This is a genomic window from Bacillus sp. FJAT-27231 (assembly GCF_001183975.1).
In the GTDB taxonomy this organism is placed as follows: domain Bacteria; phylum Bacillota; class Bacilli; order Bacillales; family Domibacillaceae; genus Pseudobacillus; species Pseudobacillus wudalianchiensis.
The window spans coordinates 751,376-771,857 of the sequence record NZ_LFZU01000001.1 but is presented as its reverse complement, the minus strand read 5'-3'; the positions used below and the strand labels follow the sequence as shown (position 1 = coordinate 771,857).

Below are 20,482 nucleotides of genomic sequence, written 5' to 3'. Positions count from 1 at the left end.
TCGCTCGACAATACAGAAGGAATCGCAGACAAGTTACATAAAAAAAGCCGTTCCAACAGCCAAGAGACTGAGAACAGCTTTTTTTCAATTAATCTATCGGAAGCACATGGCCTCCATCAAAGAAGAACAACAGCTTGCAGTCGACTTTTCGCTTCCAAATTTGTTCAATAGCCTGGGCATATAAACGGATTTGCACACGATATCGTTTTTCCAGAATGGGTCTTGCTTGCTCTATTCCCCCTGGAAAACGACCAGTAATTTGATCTGTCTTATAGTCTAGTAAGTACAGCTTCCCATCTTTCTCAAATAAGCAATCAATGACCCCTTGGACTAATACAGCTTCCTCAGAACCTTGCCAGTCCGGATGAATTTCACTAGCGCCTACCCCCATATTGAACGGTATTTCTCTGTAAACCTTTTCTGATCCTAACAATTCTTTTCCGATCGGAGTACGAAAAAAAGAAACGATTTTTTCGGGGTTAACGACAGAAGCCTGTTCGTCTGTCAACAACTCGCGAGAAACCAGAGTTTTTAGCAGTTCCATAATCTCCACTGCGTCTGGCTCTCCCTGAAGAGAAACATGCTGCATGACGGTATGGAGAGCCGTTCCTGCCTCAGCTGGTGTCAGTGTTTTTTCCTGCATAAACGCTGGCCGGCGAAAAATAGGCCGCTGATATTGGCGGGACAGCTCATTCCCTGCCCCTTCATTAAAAATTTCGTTCATGCGCTTTAAGTCGGAAACAGACTGCTTGGAGCGTAAATGGGTAGCAGGCTCATACTCATACCGCCAATTCATTCGCGCCTCTACTTCTGTCTTAAATGAAGAGGAAACAGACACACGTTCAAAGGATTGTACTTTTTCCAGCAAACTGCCGTTCTCTTCTGTCTGTTCTAGATCAGCCGGCTGCAATGTTTCCGCACTGATCGTTTCGATAATCCATTTAGATGTATCATCCGTAAATACAACGGGGCGGCTTTTCGCTGTTTTTGTATAATCCAGATGACGGACAAGCGCCGGACCGATCCAGTCAAAATAAGACTTAGCCGCCCCTCGTGAAGCATTATCTAAAATCCATTCTTCGTTCTTTGCGGCTCTTTCCCATTTAGCCGTTTCCTTGTCTGCATCTTTTACAGTGCCAAGTAAGAACAGCTTTTCTTTCGCTCTCGTTAAGGCCACATATAGTACGCGCATTTCTTCAGCAAGCAGTTCAAACCGCTTTTTACGCTTTAAGGCAAGCTGCGGCAGTGAAGGATAACTGATTCGCTTTTCAGTATTCACATATTTTGTTCCAATGCCAAACTCTTTATCAAGCAAGTAGCTTTTATTTAAATCAGTCATATTAAAGGATCTATTTAAGCCGGCGACAAAAACAAATGGGAATTCTAATCCTTTAGAGGCATGGATTGTCATTAAACGCACGACATCTTCCTGCTCGCTTAAAGCTCCTGCTTCTCCTAAGTCCTCCCCGCGTTCCTGCATCCGTTCTACGAAGCGCAAAAAACGGAACAATCCCCGAAAAGACGTTTCCTCATATTGACGCACTCGATCGTACAAAGCTTGTAAATTAGCCTGCCGCTGCTTTCCGCCCGGCATGCCGCCGACAAAGTCGTAAAAATGAGTATCATGATACAACTGCCATATAAGTGAGGACAATGCACCGTGACGGCCCAGTGAACGCCAGCCTGACAATTTCTCAAGAAACTTGCTTACTTTCTCGTGCAGCTTCTCATAACGTGCTTCTGGACGGTTAGAGACAAACGCCTTCACCGCTTCATAATAAGAGCCTGACTTAGCAGCGAGCCGAATAGCAGCCAAATCATTCTCGGTGCAGCCCACGATTGGAGAGCGTAAAACAGCAGCCAGCGGAATATCTTGGTATGGATTGTCAATCACGCGCAGCAACGAAATCATCACAGCAATTTCTATCGTTTGAAAATAACCGCCTGAAACTTTTGCATGCAGCGGTATACCTGCCCGTTTAAATTCTTCTTTAATCACACTAGACCATGTTGTCGACCGTAATAGAACAACGATGTCCCGGTACTCAATTGGCCGTTCCTTTTCCGTTTTCGGATCGTAGACAAGGTGCCTTGACTCAATTAACTCCCTAATTTTCTCGGCCATCCACCTTGCTTCAAGCTCAGATTGCGCTACATCCTTCATGTCGGAATCTTCTGCTTGTCCGACTGCACCTTGATCAATAATCGCCACTTCAATCGGGAACTCCCTGTCTTCTGGATAAGCAGCCCCCTTTACTAGTTCCGCCTGGCGGTCGTATTCAATTTCTCCAATTTTTATATCCATGATCTGCTTGAATAAAAAGTTTGTGCCAGCCAGTACTTCAGCACGGCTGCGGAAATTTTGTGCTAAATCAATGCGCAGCCCGCTGTCGTGGCCATCTGTTGAAAACCGTCTATACTTGCTTAAAAATAAATTAGGCTCGGCTTGACGGAAACGGTAAATACTCTGCTTTACGTCTCCTACCATAAAGACGTTGCCGTTTTCCTCCCCTCCGCTTTTAAGCAGTTGGATAATTGATTCCTGAACAATATTAAAGTCTTGATATTCATCAAGAAATATTTCTTTAAATTGCTCTTGGTAAGCACATGCGGCTTCAGAAGGATGTCCATCTTCTGTTAAAATAGCGAGGGTTAAATGTTCTAGGTCACTAAAGTCAACAATCCCCTTTTCTCGCTTCACTTCTTGAAATCTATTCGTAAATCGCTGGATAAGACGGGCCAGGGCAGCGATTACGCCCTTCATTTCCTTCATATTGCTTACGTAGCTTTCCGGTTGACGAGAAAAGAAGTCTTCTTTCAGCTTTTCAACGATCTTCTTAGCTTCTGTCCGCAAGTACTTGGACTGTTCTTTCAGCTCTTCATCGTATTCTTCGCCCTTATAGCTCTTTAATGTCTTAAAGCCTACCGTCTGCATTTCTTCATAAAGGTGTTGCCAAGAAGAAAGAGCCTCACGCAGCCTGCGAACCATTTGCTGCTCGGCCAGAAACATTTCTTCTCTCGGAACGGGACCACCCGGCATTTGAACCATATCAACACATTCTGTCAGCATCTCTTCTGCCGCTTCCAGCTGAAGGCCGATATAAAACTTTAAAATCTCGATAAACGGCAGGCTGTCAATCGTGTCAGCCCCCTCTTTTACATCATATAATTTGGAAAGCCCGTTCAGCCACTCGTCTGGATGAGGATGTGATTGGGCAAAATCATATAATATATGAATAATTTTTTGCAGTTCTTCATCGCTGCGGTCACTAGAAAAAGTATCAACAAGCCGGTAAAACTCTTCATTGCCTTCTCTTCCGTACTCTTCCTCCATAAAGTCGTCAAGCACTTCTTCGCGAAGTAACGTTAATTCTCCCTCATCCGCAATTCTAAAAGCAGGATCAATATCGATTAAATAATAATATTTTCGAATCACCTCTAGACAAAAAGAGTGAAGGGTCGAAATTGGCGCTTTATTCAACAACGTTAACTGCCGTCGCAAATGATGAGAGGATGGATCTTTTTCCATTTCTGCTTCGAGGGCCGTGCCAATACGGTGGCGCATTTCGGCAGCCGCTGCATTGGTGAAAGTCACAATCAGCAGTTCATCAATGTTCACAGGAGCTTCATCAGCCGTAATTTTACGAATAATCCGTTCTACAAGAACAGCGGTCTTTCCCGAACCGGCAGCCGCAGCAACGAGAATATCCCTTCCTTCCGCCGTAATCGCCTTCCACTGGTCATCTGTCCAGGAAACATCTTTCGGCTTATCCGGTATAATCAGCTTGCCCATGCTTACTCTCCTCCTTTCTTTAGCTCTTCAAGAATGTCTTTTTTCGGTGCGATCAGCCGATAATTATTTTCTTCAAGCGTATCATCGAATTGACAAACTGGACGATACGAGCAAAAGCCACAAGGTGTACTTTCTTTATATTGATAAGGGGCGATGTTCACCTTTCCGCTGACAATTTCATCCCCCGACTGCTGATAGAGGCGGCGAACATGCTGTCTCATGCCATTAAATGCTTCTCTGTCAGCCGTTTTGGAAAATCTTTTATCCAGCTTTCCGGTCTTCGTAAAAGCAACAGGAATAATAGGAGAAGCACCTGCGCCTAGATTAGCATCCATAAGCTGCAGGGCTTCATCTTCCCCTAAAACTAAGCCATTCATCTTGAATTTCTTAAATAATTCCCGTTCAATTTCCTCTAGCGTCAGCAATTTTTTGCTGCTGATAAAAGGATTATGCACGTGAAAATACAATACTCCCGCCGGATGGGCTTCTGTTCCAACAAGGTGCGGCGAATACGTCCAAATAATATCTAAATAGGTTAGCATTTGCAGCGCAATCCCGTAATATACCTCTGTTAAATCCAGATCGCGGCCGCTCGACTTATAATCAATGACCCGCAGATAAATGCCATCCTCTCCTTCAGCTTGGTCAACCCGGTCAATCCGGCCGGCAAGTGCCATTTTCGCACCATTTTTCAACGTGAATGCTAAAGGCGGCAGCTTCTCCCCTGGCCCAAATCCAAGTTCAAGGCCTACCGGTGCAAAACCGCTTGCTTTCGCCTGTCCGCTCAATGCATAAGAAGCCCGCCAAATAATTTGTTCCAGTTTCCGAGTTAAATAGAGGTGACGGTTAGAACTTAATAAAATCTGGTTTTGCAGCTGTGGTGCCAGCTGTTTGACCGCTTCGCTTGATAGTTTTCGACATTGTTCTTTTGACAATTGGGCCCACTTTAAGCCGCGTCTTTCCACCTCATCAGCAATCCATTTCAGCGCTCCGTGGAACAAGTTGCCGATATCCGGTGCCTGCAGGCGGAAAACATCTCGATCCTTAAGTTTCAGTCCATGTCTGGCAAAATGAGAAAATGGACAGCTATTAAACATCTCCATCCTTGTCACGCTCGCCAGTATTTCTTCTCCGTACAATTCTGTACTCGTTACTTCATCTAGTGAAGTCGTGTCATTTTTATAAAATAGACTAGATAATACGCTTTCTGCTTTTTCCTTTTGCTGCGGATGACTGATGTAGAAGTTGTACACATCCCACCAAAAGTCATACATGGGATAATGGAAACGTTTCAGCTGCAAACGGGAAGCTAAGTATGACAGCGTCGGATCAGGATGACATACATATTGCAACTGCTCCTCTTCACTTAATTCAGACGGATCATTCACAAATAGCCGCTCTTTCATCGTCGGAAACAGCTCTTTTATTCTTTTTATATAAAAAGAAGGAAGCAGTGCTTTGCCTTCGTTGTCCGCAATAGGATAAGAGACATAAAGCCGATTCGCTGAAACCGTAAACGCTCGGTAAGCAGTAAACTCTTCATCAAGCATCCTTCGCCTGCTGCTAAGTGCCAGCGTCATTCCCTCTGCCAGCAATCTTTCCCGATCCTCGTCCGCTAAAATTCCGTCTTCCATTTGTTTCGCCGGCAATACGCCCTCATTCACCCCGATCACAAACGCCGCTTCCACCTCACTTAAACGAGAAAGCTCTAGATTCGCCACGGTTACCTGATCAGCAGCTGGAGGTACAATCGCAAACTCCATCGCTTCTAGTCCCGCATCTATGATGGCGGAGAACTTCTGCAGCGTCATCTCCTCATCATCGAGCACTTCTACATATTGATCCAGCAGCTCCATAACGGCGTTCCATGCCTGATTATGTTCTCTTGCTGTTACAAGATCCCCTCTCTCTTCTGCTTCCAAGCTAAACGCTTCTAGCTTTTCTGGAATATGCAGCTCTTCCAAATAAGAATAGAGGGCTTGGGCAAATTCTCTGCCAAGTTTCGCCTTCTTCAGTCTGCCGGACAGTCGAGAAATAGGTTCAGAAATAAGTCGTCTACCCTCATTTAGTTCCGTTTCTATTTCTCTCTCTTCATCTGTCTGAACTTTGTTTATTTGCTCAAGCCCTCTGAAACGCCGATACTTCCAATTATCTTTTTCGGTCCAACGATTTCCTTTTATTCCATAGGCTAATACATAGTTTTCCAAGCGATCCATTTTCTCGCGTAGCAGTTGCCAATTTTCATTGATAGGGAAAAGCAAGTCTGTTTTTACGGCACGGAATACAGACTCATACCGCCAGTTACTCGTTACGGTTTCTACCGTAGCACGAATCAGTTCAATAAGAGGGTGGTTCATCATAGGACGCTTTTGATCAATGAAAAAGGGAATATCGTAATCTCGCATAACCGTTTCAATTAATTGCTGATAGTCTTTTCCATTACGGACAAGCACCGCCATTTGCTTGAAGCGAAATCCTTCTTCACGAGCAAGCCGCCGGATTTCTCTCGCCACCCCTTCAATTTCTGCTCTTCTGTTTGCCGCCTTTATTAAACAAAGATTATCTGACGGTTCAAAAGGGACAGGCGGACGGCGATCAAAGTATGCTTCTAAATGCTTTAAGCTTTCTTCCTTATACCGTTCCCCCGTTGTTAAAAGAATATCTTCTTCTACTTGTATGCCATTTTCCAATGCCAGCTCATATACACGGGCATACGTGTCGCCAGTCAAACGGAATAAATGTGTTTCTTCCGGCGGCATCGAACGAAAGGGAGCATCAACAGTTAAGGCGATGGTCACCTTCTTTGCCTGTTTCATTAACTGCAAAAGCACGGCATATTCCTGCGGTGTAAAACTGTGGAAGCCATCTACATAAATCTCTGCCTTTCTTATATAGTCGGAGATCGCTGCTGCTTCTGCTAAAAGACGCAAATAATCCTCCGAATCGACGTACTTGCCGATCAGCGCTTCTTCAAAATCACTGTATATTGTCTGTAAATCGTGAAGCTTATCTTTCAATGCTTTTGAACCCGTACTTTGTACAAGCTCTTCCTGCTTCTTTGCTAACTCATCTGGCGTCACACAATACCGTTTAAATTCTGTCAACATGCTTTCGACGTGGCTGACAAACCCGTTCTTGTCAGCTGCACCAGCAAATATTTTTAAGTCTTCTTTCTTGTCTTCAATGATTTTACGAATGAGCATATTTAAGCCGGAGGAAGTAATATGCTGTCTGCTCATTCCTCCCGTTTCCTGAAGCACTCGCCAGGCAAGCCGTGTGAAGCTGTATACTTGGGCGCGTATAATACCACCAAGCTCCAAGTCCGATGCTAGCCTGTATTCGGATAAAAACGTCATTTGTTCCGGCACAAGATAAATAATGGGATCGCCTATCGGCTTTTCTATCAAGTTATTTTTTATCTCATCAAGCATTCGTCTCGTTTTGCCAGTCCCTGACCGGCCGATTATAAATTGAACAGACACATTCTTTCCCTCCAGTAAATTTCCGGCATTCTGCCTGCTGTTGCATGATCTATCCCTTTATCATAATACAGATCATACGTTCTGTCATCTTACTAAAACTTAATAAGGAAACGATAATTCAAAAAAGAGCGCGGCTTGCTTTAGCCTCTCGCTCTTTCTTTCTTTTCCTTCTTATTAAGGTGTCTCTCAATTTGTTTTCCAACTGCCCACAAAACGAAAATGATGACACCAAGAATCGTCGTACGTATTGGCTCTTTTATTAATGAAAAGAAATCATATCCAATAAAGCTAATAGTAAAAATCATGACCACTTTCCCCGCCATCACCGCAAGCAAGTACTGCCTAATGCTAATATTAGACAAACCAGCCACAATATTGACTACAGCTGAAGGAGTAAACGGAAAGCATAAAAGCAAAAAGACAGGACCAAAACCATGACGGTCCACCCAATTCATTAATTTCTTCACTTGGTGATGCCTATGTAAAAAGGATAATATCTTTCGTTGCCCATAATTCCTCACAAGCAGAAACACGAGAATGGCGCCAGTAACCGATCCTCCCCATGATAGTAAAAACCCCCACCACAATCCAAAAGCACTGGCATTGGCCATTACAAATACAACAAGAGGCAAAAAAGGCAAAAAAGCTTCAATTAATGGCAGAAGAAAACCAGGAATAGGCCCAAATGATTCGTATTTTTGAATGACATCCATTATATTTTCAATCGTAAACCATTCTTTCAGGCTTGTAACATCCATATTGTTCTACCCCTTATATCCGCTGACGTTCGATTTTTTTTATTTTACCACAACTAGGTGTTTCATCTTAATGGAAGAGCTTAAAAGCGGAAAAAGGGAACCCTACTTAATTAATTCTCTTAAAAAATAATTTTTCTAAATATTTTAAAAGTTTTGGTTGATTCCTTTCAGGGTATCACATATAATAAGAAAAAGGTATCTGAGGTGATGAAAATGGAAAACAATAATTACTTTGCCGAAATGATGAAGTCCCCGATGCCGCGTGAACAAGTCAAAAATGCAACAGCTGCTTACATTGACAACTTGTTAAATGATATCTTGTTTAAACAAGAAAAACAAAAGCTGATGAAAGCGATCGATCAGTCCTTGGATGAAGGAAATCGCCAATTATTTATTGAATTATCAGCCAAGTTAAATGAGTTAGAGAAAAAATTTAAACATTAATTAATTCTTCTTTAAAGCTACTCCTCTTTAATACTAAACTCCCCTTATGTCGATAAGACACTAGATCGGAGGCTGACTCGACGAAAGGCAAGTATATGGCACCTCTTTAAAAGAGGCGCCATATACTTGTGGGTTAGTCTCGGTTTTTTTGAGCGCTTGCGCTGCTCCTCTCTTCTTTCCTTTTTCCTTCTTTAACTTCTAACGGATAAGTTTCCATCATATAAATTCTTTCTGCCATTGCGGGATGTCCATATCGGAATATTTTTACGAGCGCTGGAGGTTTTACTTCGGATAACCCTTCTCGTGCCAGCTTTTGAAAGGCACTAATGGCAGCTTCCTTGTCTCTTGTCATTTCAATCGCATAGGCGTCAGCCTGTTTCTCTTCAAATCGGGAAATAGCATTAGAAAAAGGACTGGAAGCGAACGCCATCATGGAAATCACAAGCAGAAACAATGGCAAAGTCCTCAATTGGGACAACTCCTTAATATGCAGCTGCTTTCCATACTTGCGAACCCATCTCTCCATCCATTTGGCTGCGAGCCAAAATCCAAAAAATGCAAAAGCCAGATAGCTGCCAATTCCAATATAGATGTGTTTTTTTACATAATGGGCCATTTCATGCGCCATAACAAACAGGACTTCCTCTTCATTCAACTTCTTTAATGTCGTATCCCACAAAACAATCCGAGCATTTCCCCCTATCCCGGTAACATAAGCATTCAAGGCGTTCGTCTCTTTTGATTTATTTACCTCATACACATGATCGGCTGGGATGTTTGCCTTGTCCGCCAAATTTAAAATTTTTGTTTCCAATTGTTTATTTTTCAATGGATAAAAGTCATTATAAAGCGGATCAATCAGTACCGGCTGTACATACATCATGAACACAGTGAACGGCACAAACAGCGCCCATGCAGCTAGCCACCACTTCTTCTTAAACCTTTTAATCAAGGCATAGAGGACAAACACAAGAACAAACATAAGTACGTAGCTAACCCAGAAATCAATAAGCTCATTTTTCATCCACTGGGGAAACGTTTGAGCGGAAATTCTGTAAACTCTTGAAAAGTGATAGCTAATATATTGAAGAGGAAATGCAAGCAGAAATGTCAGCAGAGATAAGTAAAATAAGTAAATAGCCGTTTGCCCAACTGAAAAGCGCACTGTTTGTTTCGACCATTCCTCAAATTTCTTTGAAACGCCGAAAACTAAGATAAAGAAATAAACAAGCCACTCAAATGGAACACCGAGAAAAAATAAAAAATTCTTGATCGTTGAATATTCTTTTCCTAAAGTCTGTTCTGCCGCGGTTAAGAAAACAGATGGATCAGCGCTTGTCCCTTTATAAATTTCTGGGATTTCTCCAGGTGCCATATCATATAAATAGTAATAAATGGCCAGCGCAAATAATCCATATCCAACTAAAGCAAACACGGCCCACTTTTTCACTGTCCTCCTCACTCCTTTCTTTATCCCTTATTATATTTAATATATATGTTGTCCACTTAGAACAGAAAACAGAATTATCCCCCAAGCTTTTTACCTAAAAGTCCTAAGGGCGAACAATAACAGCACTTTTTTACAAGTCTCTTGCCTAGTTTAATCGTATTCCCTTAGAAACATGTAAATACTCCTTATATAATAAAACTGCCTAGAAGAAGCTGATTCGCATTCTTCCAAGCAGTTTCGCTCTCTCATTTAATTCTTTAATACTTGCTTCTTTAAAGCTCTTCTTAATATTTTGCCTGTCGTATTTTTAGGGAGTTCTGTTAAAAATTCAATTTCTTTAGGCAATTTGTAATCAGCTAAACGACTGCGGCAATATTCCATTAACTCTCCTTTCGTGAGCTGTTCATTTTTTGAGACAACAAAGGCGAGCACCGCTTCCCCGTAGTTAGGATCAGGCACACCAAGAACGGCTCCTTCTACGATATCCGGATGGCTATATAGCACTTCCTCTACTTCACGCGGATAAACGTTGTATCCTCCCACAATAATTAAATCTTTTTTACGGTCGACGATATAAAAATAGCCCTCTTTATCCTGTCTAGCAAGATCTCCTGTATACAGCCAGCCATCCTTAATCGCTGCATCTGTTTCCTCGGGCTGTTTATAATATCCTTTCATCACATTTGGACCCCGAACAATCAATTCCCCTACTTCACCAGTTGGCACTTCTTCCCCTAGTTCATTCACTACTTTATTCTCTACATTACCAATCGAACAACCAATGGAACCAGCTTTTCTAGGTCGGTCCAGTGGATTAAAAGCTGTTACAGGGCTCGCTTCGGATAATCCATACCCTTCCGAAACTCTTACATTGAATTTTCTCTCAAAATTCTCCAGTAGAGCTACTGGCATCGAGGAACCACCTGAAATGCATAAGCGGATAGAAGCAAAGTCTTCCAAGTGGCCCTCACTTGCTTGATAGAGAAAGTTATACATCGTTGGAACACCGGCAAAAACTGTTGCCTCATAGTGCTTAGCCTGCGCAAATACTTCTTTAGGGCTGAATTTTGGAAAAATAATCATCGTGGCACCGCTAATAAGCGGGGCGTTGAGGCACACGGTAAGACAAAATACATGAAACATCGGCAGGACTGTAATAATTCGATCTTTTCCGCTAAATTGCGAATAGGAAGCGATATCACGAGCATTGGAATATAAATTTTTGTGGCTGAGCATCGCGCCTTTCGGTTTGCCAGTCGTCCCAGAAGTATAGAGAATGACGGCTGTTTCATTCTCGTCTACAACCGGCGGATAGAATGGGAGAAGACCAATATTGATCACTTCAGAAAACGTTTTCATTTTTTCATAAATGGAAAATTGCTTAGGCTCCCCTCCTTTTACCCGTTCATCATTCGTTTCGCAAACGATGTAATGCTCGACTAATGGCAAAGAAGCATCTAATTTATTCACGAGCGGGACTAGGATATCAAGTAAAATGACGGCTTTAGCATCGCCATTTTGAACAATGTAGCTGATTTCCTCAGGTGAATAAAGAGGATTGATCGGGATAACCGTTACCCCTGCCCGCAAAGCTCCATAAAGTGCCACAATAAAATGTGGCGAGTTTCCCACAATTAAAGCAACATGATCCCCCTGTTCGATGCCCAACGTTTTTAAACCGGATGCAAATCGCTGAACTGCCATGTTTAACTCTTCATATGTAGCGGTTTGATCAAGAAAGTGATAAGCCGCTTTTCCCCCTTGTTTGGCAGCTGCCTGTTCTAATGCCATCGAAAGATTCATTCCATCCACTCCCCCTTGTGAAACATGAATGAATAGTCATTCATATTTGAATTTTCAATATTTATTATAATTCAATTTTTTCCAGGCTGCAACAAAAGAAAAAAACCGCCATCATCTATGGCAGTTTTTTACATATCAATATAATAAATCAGCAATTTCTTCTTTCGTTACGTTTCCAAAGTAGTGAGGTACATCGAGTGCCTCAAGAGCTTGTTTAATATCATTCTTTTCATATCTAACGCCGGTAAGGCCTTTCTCCATTTCTTCTACATCGCCTACTCCAAAAAAGTCACCATATATTTTACAGCTTTGAATGAGGCCATTTTTTACATCAAGCCGAACATCAATAAGGCCAACCGGAAAACGATGAGAACGCTGGATATTAAACGCTGGCGACTTTCCATAATTCCAGTCCCAGTTTTTATAGCGTTCCTGTGAAATTTGTTCAATTACACGCCAATCTTTATCCTCAAGCTGATACTCAGGAATGTGAGACTCTCCTTCAAAAATATTTTCCAGCAAAAATTGACGAAACTCCTCGATCGTCATCGATTCTTTTAACAAATCAGCGATGTTGGTGACTCTGCTGCGAATGGACTTAATTCCTTTAGATTCGATTTTGTCTTTCCGTACCTTTAAGGCTGCGACAACATCGTCCATGTTAGTTTGAAACATTAACGTACCATGACTGAACATTCTTCCTTTTGTGGAAAACTGTGCATTGCCCGATATCTTTAATCCATTGGACAGAATGTCGTTTCTTCCGCTCATTTCCGCTTCAATGCCTAATTTACGTAAAGCGGCCACGACAGGCTCAGTGAACTTTTTGAAGTTATGAAAGCTGTCGCCATCATCTTTTGTAATAAAGCTGAAGTTCAAATTTCCTAAATCGTGGTAAACCGCTCCCCCTCCAGACAGGCGGCGGACAACATGAATGTTTTTGTCTTCCACATAGTCAACGTTAATTTCTTCAATCGTATTTTGATTTTTACCAATAATAATGGATGGTTCATTTATATAAAACAGTAAATACGATTCGTTGATATCTAAATATTTGACTGCGTATTCCTCAATCGCCAAATTAACCCGTGGATCGGTTATTCCTTTATTGTTGATAAACAGCATGGCTTTTCCTCCATTATAATCCTATTTCTAAATCTTCTACCGCCAGTAATACGGTACCATAAAATTCTTCCTCGGCCTCTGCTTTTAAGGTTGCCACGTCCCCAAAATGCGGAAGATGTGTTAATACGAGTGTATTGACTTCTGCGAGGCGTGCTAGTCTTCCAGCTTCTACGCTTGTCATATGACCAGCTGCTTGTCCATCCATCCCTTTATAAAAATTGCTCTCGCACAGAAGCAGACTGCTTCCTTTTGCAAACGGAATAAAAGCTTCCTGAAAGGCAGAATCAGCTGTATAAACGACAGATTGCCGGTGGTTGGATATTTTCATAGCATAGCAAGGCACAGGATGCACAGTTCGCAGAAACTCCACTGTAAATGGTCCAATGACTAGCTTCTCTTCTGGTTGATAAGCCTTTCCTACTGTCAGATCTTTATATGTAAGAGCAGCAAAGCCTGCTTCGTCTTCCTTGTGCCCATAAATCGGCAGCGGTGAAATGTCTTTTCCTAAATGTTTGCCGATTAAAAGAGCATGCTGCAGCACACCAATGTCTGCTACGTGGTCTGGATGATAATGTGACAGCAAAACAGCATCAAGTTGTTCGGGCTGTATATGGTTTTGCAAATGCGAGAGAACTCCGCTTCCGCAATCAACTAACATTTTAAATCCGCCTTCTTCAAACAAATAGCCTGAACTTGCTTCATTCACTTTTGGATAGCCGCCCCAGCAGCCAATAACCGTAACGTTCATGAAAGGGCTCCTTTCCATCAATTAGATTTTATCTTCATACGTATTGTATTCCCCAAATGTCTTTCGTTCAACTTCATGAATTATTTGATTTGTTAAAAAATTTAATAAAAAACGGTTGACTAGCACATACTGTTATAATACAATAAATAAAAATAAGACATCAGTTATATAACAAAAATGAGGAGGAAACATCAAATGGTTAAAAACATCGTTGACTTTTTCAAAAACTTACCGGCAAAACAATGCGCAAAGTGCGGCTCTTATATTGAGGAACAGCATGAGTGCTACGGCCATGTGTGTGATGAGTGTACTGACATTCAAGATCTTTAAGATATCCCTATTCCTTTAGCCTCCAATTCCATACTATATAAAAAAGCAGAACCAGCTTCGCCTTGAGCTGGTTCTGCTTTTTTAATTTTATTCTTCCACCGTCTGCACACCATATTGTTTTTTAAACAACCGTTTAAAGAACAGGGCGGTAATGACTAGACAAATTGCCGCAAACGAAAGAAGAATTTGTTCGTTTGTCCACATAAAATGAAAATCACCACTGGAAATCACTGCCTTAAAGGCCCGGACAGAATACGCCATTGGCAAAATCGAATTAAATGGCTGCAATGCCTTTGGTATTAATTCCAATGGGAATGTACCGGCACTCGCGGTTAATTGCAAAATTAAAATTAACACCGCTATAAAGCGTCCTGGATTTCCCCACAGCGTTGTAAGCATTTGAATAATCGCCATAAAGGTCAGGCTTGTAATCATCGTCGTTAAAATAAACAATGGTACACTCTGTACTTCTATTTTCAATCCAAATAATAAAACAGCTGAAACGAGCAATGACTGTGCTATTCCTGCAGTGAGCATAATACCCGTCTTGCCGATAAACCACCGGAAACCGCTCGAAGGCTGTTCCGCAGGGTCTCTAAGCGGAAAGACAATCGTTAACATGAGCGCCCCGACAAACAAGCCGAGAGACAGGAAGTAAGGAGCAATACCTGTTCCGTAGTTCGGCACATGATGCTGAACCTCTTTATCCACTTTCACAGGCTCTGCCATCATGTCGTATGTGTCGTCTTTTGCGTGTACTTCGTTTGCTTTGCCTGCCGCTTCTCCTAATTTATCATGCAGCTCTTTCGTTCCTTCTTTCAGTTTTACGGAGCCGCTTTCTAACTCAGTAGAGCCTTCGGCCAGCTTTCCAGCTCCTTCCGATAATTTAGATGAGCCATTATTTAATTCTCCTAAACCGCTATTTAATGATTCAGCTCCACTTGCCAGTTCTGCCGATCCATTTTTTGCATCAGAAAGTTTTTCCCCCACTTGATTCATGCCATTTGTGAGAGTCTCTTCTCCAGCCTGCAGCTGTCCCGTGCCAGCAGCTAATTGATCGGATCCCTCTGCTAGCTTATGAATGCCTGCTTGTAACTGTTGTTGTCCTGTCTGTACTTTCCCAAGTCCTTCATTTAATGACTTAATATTAGGGGCAAGCTGTCCGCTAATGGCCTGATTAACCGCTTTAGAACCAGAAGCAAGCTGCTTGCTTCCTTCCTGTAGTTGACCGACATTCGTTCTGATTTGCTCCGCCATTTGGTTTTGCTGCTCTTTTAATTTTTGCTTAATGAGCGCAATTTCTACAGGAGAGAACTTTTTCTCCAGCAATGGCATGTATTGCTCTAATTGCTGATTCATTGATTCATTCATACCAGCAATCAATTGTTCCTCAAACTGCCCTAGTCCAGTATTTAACTGTTCAGCACCAGCTGAGAGCTTCTGTGTGCCTTCTGTTAATTCAGGAAGTTTACTTTGAAACTGCTGCACGCCTTCTTTCATTTGGGCCGTGCCGGAATTAAGCTCCGTCATTTTTCCATCTACGGTGTGAAGGCCCGTTTGTAAATTAGAAAGGCCAGAAGCTAATTCACTCGTGCCTTTTTGTAACTCTTGACTGCCGGCTGTGAGCTTATTTTGGCCCTGCTCAAGTTGTGCTAGCCCTGAACTTAGCTTTGAAGCTCCATTTGCTAATTCTTTTGATCCTTTCCCGGCTTTCGAAATACCTTCAGAAAATTGTACAGAGCGATCAGCTAGAATAGCTAAGTTTTCTTTTAATTGGGCGGCTCCTTCAGAAAGCTTATCTGCTCCTTCATCTAGTTCTCCGGCCCCTTTGCTTGCCGTTTCAAAGCCTTCCCCCATCGACTTCATTTTATCAAACATCGTTTCTGCATACGTTTCTGTCACGCTCTTTTGGACAGAAGCCCGAATTTCCTTCATGGCTGTTGTCCCCATTTGCGAAGAAACGAAATTGTAGCTTTCATTCGGCACATACTTCAACTCTAGCTTTTTAGGTGTATCATCTAGCAGCGTAGTAGCGTTTGCAGAAAAATCAGCTGGAATTTCGATCATCATATAATACTCTTGATTGTCTATTCCTTTTTGTGCTTCTTTCTCGCTCACAATCTGAAAATCAAAATCATCACTTTTCTTGAGTTCTTTCGTCAATTCCTGACCAATGGCTAGTTTTTCACCATCAAAGTCCGCGCCGGCATCTTTATTCACAATGGCTACCGGCAATTTATCTAATTGTGAGTACGGATCCCAAAACGCCCATAAAAGCATTCCTGCGTATAAAAGAGGAATAAGCAAGATGGCTATCATTGAAATGAATAACATTCGATTGCCAGCAATATTTTTTAATTCTGCTATAAACATAGATCGTTTCATAATTGCCTCCATCGTAATAATAGTGACCATTTTATTCATTTGGTCAATCTAGTGTAAAAGAAAAGGATTCTCCTTAAATGGATAACCCTTCAAATAAATACAGCTCAAACAATCGGGAAATATCCTCTTCACTTAATGGTTCTTTTCTCTGCTCCCAATCAAAAATCAAAGAAATATAGAGTCTAAACATAACAAATGCTGTGACCTCGGGATCGCATGGCTTAATTTCGCCTGCTTCAACAGCTAACAGGATCTTTTCCTTAATAAAAGAAAGAACCGCTTCCTCCATCATATTCATTACTTCGAGAACAGCAGGGGTTCCCATCTCTTTTCCTTCTTGAAACAGCTTGATCGTTAGCTGATGCTTTTTTCTGAATTGAAGAATTTGAAAAAGAGCTCTATGAACATTTTCATGGAATGTCTTGGAAGGATCGATCGCTTTTTCTGCCGCTTCTCTCATCTCAATAATAAGCGTCTGAACGATTTCATCAAACAATTCTTCCTTGTTTTTAAAGAACGTATAAATCGTCCCTTTGCCGACATTGGCAAGCTTAGCTACTTGGTCCATCGTTGTCGCTTTGTAGCCAAAGAGTGAAAAGGATTTGGTAGCCGCTTCAACAATTTGTTTTTTTCGGTCAACTGCCATTCCCTGCCTCCCATTCTGACCAAATGAACAATCCGGTCAATTCATATAAACATCATACTGCAAACACTTAAAGATAGCAAGGGCTTTAAACGAAAGCAAGAAAAAATTCTGTACAGTCGTGTACAGAATTTAAAAGGATAAGTAAAATTATTTTGAACATCGCTTTTACTTAACCATTATGGACTATAGTGAAATAGTTGGCCTCTATCAGCTTACAATTTATCTTTCTGTTCTTCAAAGCTTTTATTTCTTTCTCCTCCGTCTGCTAATTCCTCTGAAAACTCCACATGCTCCTGCTGATTTTTCCTGAATGCCCTTTTTATTTCAGACGCATCCATATTGTTATTAGGAGCTGCTTGTTCATTCCACTTTCCCATATTGTTCCCCTCCTTTACTTTATAATGGCTTCATTTCTTCTATTAAGGTGATCGATATTCCGCTTCATAGGAATTCTCTCCAGCATGGACAGAAAGCAATGTATCCGCGTAACCAACAAGCCGGTTGACTATTTCATCCGCAATCGCATAAACCAACCTATAAAGCTTTGGTTCTCCCATTGCCCGATCATCAAAGATAATCGTCGTATGAATAAATATATCCCGATTGCCGTAAAGATTATAATGGATTAGCGCTTTCCCTGCTGCGCTGCCCGCTGGTCCAGCCGCAAATCCTGGCAAAAAAATATACCACTCCTCTGCCGTAGCCGAACGGAAGTTTTTCGTAAACTTTAGACCGTCTACTTCTTTATGAATACGTTCTTTCAAAACGGGATCGATCACTTCCACAATCTTGTGCTTCTCCTTTTCATTCATGCTTGTTTTCAACAAAAGGCTGCTCCTTCATAGGGGAAGTCATTTCGTTTTTGTCTTCCGCTGCTTCTCTTCTTGAAACGGATTCAAGTCCATATCCAGTTGAGCTAATTTCTAATACTTGGTCGTTGGCTTCTCTTTTTATGTGTAAATTTGTCGTTTCACCCTTCATATCTAATTTATCTCTCTCCATGTGGGAACCTCCTTTATGATTTAGTATTTCTATTGTTCCCTTTGAAGAAAAGTCATACGAAAAAGTTATTGAAACAACTACAAAAAAGAGACGGCTTCTAAAAGCAGATGCTCTCTAGAATCGTCTCTTTTCTTTATAATTTTGAAATAAACGCTGCCGCTTGCTGTGCTGCTGCTTCTCCCTGTTCTATACAATCTGGAATGCTGAGCCCTCTGAAGGAGCTGCCGGCAATAAAAAGCCCCGGCAGGTTCTCTCGTATCTGCTCTTCAATCGTGTCCAGGCGTTCTTTATGACCAATCGTATATTGCGGAATTGCATGTTTCCAGCGGCTTACTACTGTAAAATCCGGCTTGGACGATAGGGAAATGATCTTTTTCAGATCATCTATGACAATCTGTTCAATTTCAGCGTCTGACAAATCAACAATGGCTTCATCACCAGCACGGCCGACGTAACAGCGCAGCAATGCTTTTCCTTCAGGTACGGCATGCGGCCACCTCTTATTCACCCATGTACAGGCTGTAATCGTGACATCATTGTTTCGTGAGACGACAAATCCTGTTCCGTCTATGTGCCGCGAAACAACTTCTTTTGGAAAAGCCATCGCCACCGTAGCAATGGACATGGATGGCATCTCTTTTAAAGAATCAAAAAAACCGTATTGCGGCATGATAAAAGGCAGTGTAAGGTGTGAAGTCGCCAAAACAACTCCATCAGCGATGATGTTTCCGCCATCATTTAGCGACAGGACAAACTTCTCGCCTTCTCGTTTGTCAATCCTCTTTACACGTATACCTTTTAAAACCGAACCGCCTTCAAGCCGTTCTTCGATTCCTTCCACCAATTCTTCTAACCCTGCTTTCAGTGTTAGAAAACCGCCTGATTCATTAGCAAGTGCAGCGGCTATCTGTTTTGCTCCTAATATTAAGCTGCGATGCTCTTGTCCTACTTTATAAAGCTGCGGAAGCGTCGCCATTAAGCTAAGTTTATCAATATCACCCGCGTATACACGAGACAAAAGCGGCTCGATCAAGTGCTCGACCACTTCGTCGCCGAGGCGGCGCCTAAAAAATCCGCCGAGCGAAATATCATTCTTCAACTCCATTTTTGGCAGAAAAAAGTCTGCGCCTGCCCTTACCTTTCCTGCAACAGAAAAAAGGTTCGTTGTCAGAAAAGGCGTTATTTTTGTCGGAACTCCGACGATAGACCCTTCAGGTATCGGGTGAAGCTTGCCATTCACCAATACGCATGGACGGCCTTCCTTACTGTTTACTAATTGATCGCCCAATCCTACCTCTTTTGCTAGCCGGATGGCGCTTTCTTTTCTTGCGAGAAAGGAGTCTGGGCCTTTCTCAATAATGAAGCCATTCTTCTTTACCGTTCGTATTTTGCCGCCTAGGCGAGGTGTTGCTTCAATTAATGTGACAGCTAATGGAAGCTTGCTGGTCTTAGCAGCCTTCTGCAAGTAGTAAGCCGCGGTTAAACCTGTAATTCCGCCCCCTACGACAACAACCCTCTTTTTTTCGCCTAGCACAGTTTCATCGCCTTCTTTTTATCATTTTGTGTTTGCTGCTAAATGTTTCAGAACTACTTCACCGAGAGCCTCAATGAACTCTGGACGAGCATTAGGCATAGGTGGACGGTAATATCCTGCACCAATTTCATCCGTCACTACTTTGCATTCGTAATCATTGTCATATAGAACCTCTAAGTGATCAGCCACAAACCCTGCTGGTACATAAAGAAAAGCTTGATAGCCTTTTTGTTCGAACAAATCGCGTGTCAAGTCTTGCACATCCGGGCCAATCCACGGCTCAGGAGTATTTCCTGCACTTTGCCAGCCAACCTCTACATTTGCAATGCCTGCCGCTTCAGCAATGAGCTTAGCTGTCTCCTCTAACTGCTTTGGATACGGATCTCCCATTGTGGTAATTTTCTCTGGAAGACTATGTGCAGAAACAATCATTACGAAATTCTTGCGCTCTTCCGAAGACATCTGAGCAACCGTTTCTTTAATCTTTTCCGCCCAATAATTAATAAATTTTGGCTCTTCGTACCAGCTCTCAATAGATGTAATGAGAGGTCCTCCAATTTTTTCTGCTTCTTCTTTAGCTCGGCCATTATACGACTTTACGCTAAACGTTGAGAAATGAGGAGCGAGCACAAGCGAGACCGCTTCCTCAATACCATCCGCTTTCATTTGCTGAACAGCGTCTTCAATGAACGGCTCAATGTGCTTTAAGCCGATATACAGTTTAAATTCAACCTCATTCTGTGCTGCATTTAAATATTCCTCTAGCTTCTCTCCCTGCTCCCTCGTAATTGAAGCGAGCGGTGAAATGCCGCCAATTGCTTCGTAGCGAGAACGTAAGTCTTCAAGCATTTCAGGCGTCGGCTTTCTGCCCCGGCGGATATGTGTGTAATAGCGTTCAATATCTTCTTCCTTATATGGCGTCCCGTATGCCATGACTAATAAGCCCATTTTTTTCTTCGTCATGTCTCTCACCTCTGTTGCC

16 protein-coding genes are annotated in these 20,482 nt (G+C 42.2%); 2 read left to right on the top strand and 14 right to left on the bottom strand.

Annotated elements, in window-relative coordinates; genetic code table 11:
- Positions 1-88 precede the first annotated feature (88 nt).
- The 3 genes from addA to AC623_RS03650 all read right to left on the bottom strand — a co-directional run bounded on the left by addA (position 89) and on the right by AC623_RS03650 (position 8,033).
- On the bottom strand, positions 89-3,793 hold the full coding sequence (gene addA, locus AC623_RS03660; RefSeq protein WP_049660665.1) for a helicase-exonuclease AddAB subunit AddA: 3,705 nt from the start codon (positions 3,791-3,793) through the stop codon (positions 89-91).
- Between the two features lie 2 nt (positions 3,794-3,795).
- Positions 3,796-7,275, bottom strand: a complete 3,480-nt coding sequence (gene addB / locus AC623_RS03655; protein ID WP_049660662.1) for a helicase-exonuclease AddAB subunit AddB — start codon at positions 7,273-7,275, stop codon at positions 3,796-3,798.
- Between the two features lie 140 nt (positions 7,276-7,415).
- Complete coding sequence (locus tag AC623_RS03650) at positions 7,416-8,033, bottom strand: TVP38/TMEM64 family protein (RefSeq protein ID WP_049660661.1); 618 nt, start codon at positions 8,031-8,033, stop codon at positions 7,416-7,418.
- Between the two features lie 213 nt (positions 8,034-8,246).
- Here AC623_RS03650 and AC623_RS03645 point away from each other — a divergent pair, with 213 nt between their 5' ends.
- Positions 8,247-8,477 (top strand): IDEAL domain-containing protein, encoded by a 231-nt coding sequence (locus AC623_RS03645; protein ID WP_049660658.1) that lies wholly within the window; start codon positions 8,247-8,249, stop codon positions 8,475-8,477.
- Between the two features lie 133 nt (positions 8,478-8,610).
- Here AC623_RS03645 and AC623_RS03640 read toward each other — a convergent pair whose 3' ends face one another.
- The 4 genes from AC623_RS03640 to AC623_RS03625 form a co-directional block, all read right to left on the bottom strand.
- The gene (locus tag AC623_RS03640; RefSeq protein ID WP_049660656.1) at positions 8,611-9,927 is read right to left on the bottom strand and encodes a M48 family metallopeptidase; all 1,317 of its coding nucleotides are present in this window, start codon (positions 9,925-9,927) and stop codon (positions 8,611-8,613) included.
- Between the two features lie 249 nt (positions 9,928-10,176).
- A complete protein-coding gene (locus AC623_RS03635; RefSeq protein WP_049660654.1) occupies positions 10,177-11,730 on the bottom strand; it encodes a fatty acid--CoA ligase family protein in 1,554 nt (517 codons plus the stop codon).
- A 135-nt stretch (positions 11,731-11,865) separates the two neighbouring features.
- Positions 11,866-12,855 (bottom strand): lipoate--protein ligase, encoded by a 990-nt coding sequence (locus AC623_RS03630; protein WP_049660652.1) that lies wholly within the window; start codon positions 12,853-12,855, stop codon positions 11,866-11,868.
- A gap of 13 nt (positions 12,856-12,868) precedes the next feature.
- Entirely contained in the window at positions 12,869-13,603 is a 735-nt protein-coding gene (locus AC623_RS03625; protein ID WP_049660649.1) for an MBL fold metallo-hydrolase, read from the bottom strand.
- A gap of 195 nt (positions 13,604-13,798) precedes the next feature.
- Between AC623_RS03625 and yhfH the strand changes: the two genes are divergently transcribed.
- A complete protein-coding gene (gene yhfH, locus AC623_RS20875; protein ID WP_065410836.1) occupies positions 13,799-13,933 on the top strand; it encodes a protein YhfH in 135 nt (44 codons plus the stop codon).
- 87 nt (positions 13,934-14,020) lie between these two features.
- On the opposite strand, the gene AC623_RS03620 is transcribed toward yhfH, so the two are convergent.
- The 7 genes from AC623_RS03620 to hemH form a co-directional block, all read right to left on the bottom strand.
- The gene (locus AC623_RS03620; protein ID WP_082174512.1) at positions 14,021-16,318 is read right to left on the bottom strand and encodes a YhgE/Pip domain-containing protein; all 2,298 of its coding nucleotides are present in this window, start codon (positions 16,316-16,318) and stop codon (positions 14,021-14,023) included.
- Between the two features lie 73 nt (positions 16,319-16,391).
- The gene (locus AC623_RS03615; RefSeq protein WP_049660645.1) at positions 16,392-16,964 is read right to left on the bottom strand and encodes a TetR/AcrR family transcriptional regulator; all 573 of its coding nucleotides are present in this window, start codon (positions 16,962-16,964) and stop codon (positions 16,392-16,394) included.
- A 212-nt stretch (positions 16,965-17,176) separates the two neighbouring features.
- Complete coding sequence (locus tag AC623_RS21695) at positions 17,177-17,341, bottom strand: hypothetical protein (RefSeq protein ID WP_197090938.1); 165 nt, start codon at positions 17,339-17,341, stop codon at positions 17,177-17,179.
- 42 nt (positions 17,342-17,383) lie between these two features.
- The gene (locus tag AC623_RS03610; RefSeq protein WP_049666208.1) at positions 17,384-17,776 is read right to left on the bottom strand and encodes a hypothetical protein; all 393 of its coding nucleotides are present in this window, start codon (positions 17,774-17,776) and stop codon (positions 17,384-17,386) included.
- On the bottom strand, positions 17,769-17,966 hold the full coding sequence (locus tag AC623_RS03605) for a hypothetical protein (RefSeq protein ID WP_049660644.1): 198 nt from the start codon (positions 17,964-17,966) through the stop codon (positions 17,769-17,771). The genes AC623_RS03610 and AC623_RS03605 overlap by 8 nt, the downstream gene beginning before the upstream one ends.
- A gap of 133 nt (positions 17,967-18,099) precedes the next feature.
- Positions 18,100-19,500, bottom strand: coding sequence for a protoporphyrinogen oxidase (gene hemY, locus AC623_RS03600; protein WP_049660642.1), 1,401 nt, complete (start codon positions 19,498-19,500; stop codon positions 18,100-18,102).
- 21 nt (positions 19,501-19,521) lie between these two features.
- A complete protein-coding gene (gene hemH, locus AC623_RS03595) occupies positions 19,522-20,463 on the bottom strand; it encodes a ferrochelatase (protein WP_049660640.1) in 942 nt (313 codons plus the stop codon).
- Positions 20,464-20,482 lie beyond the last annotated feature (19 nt).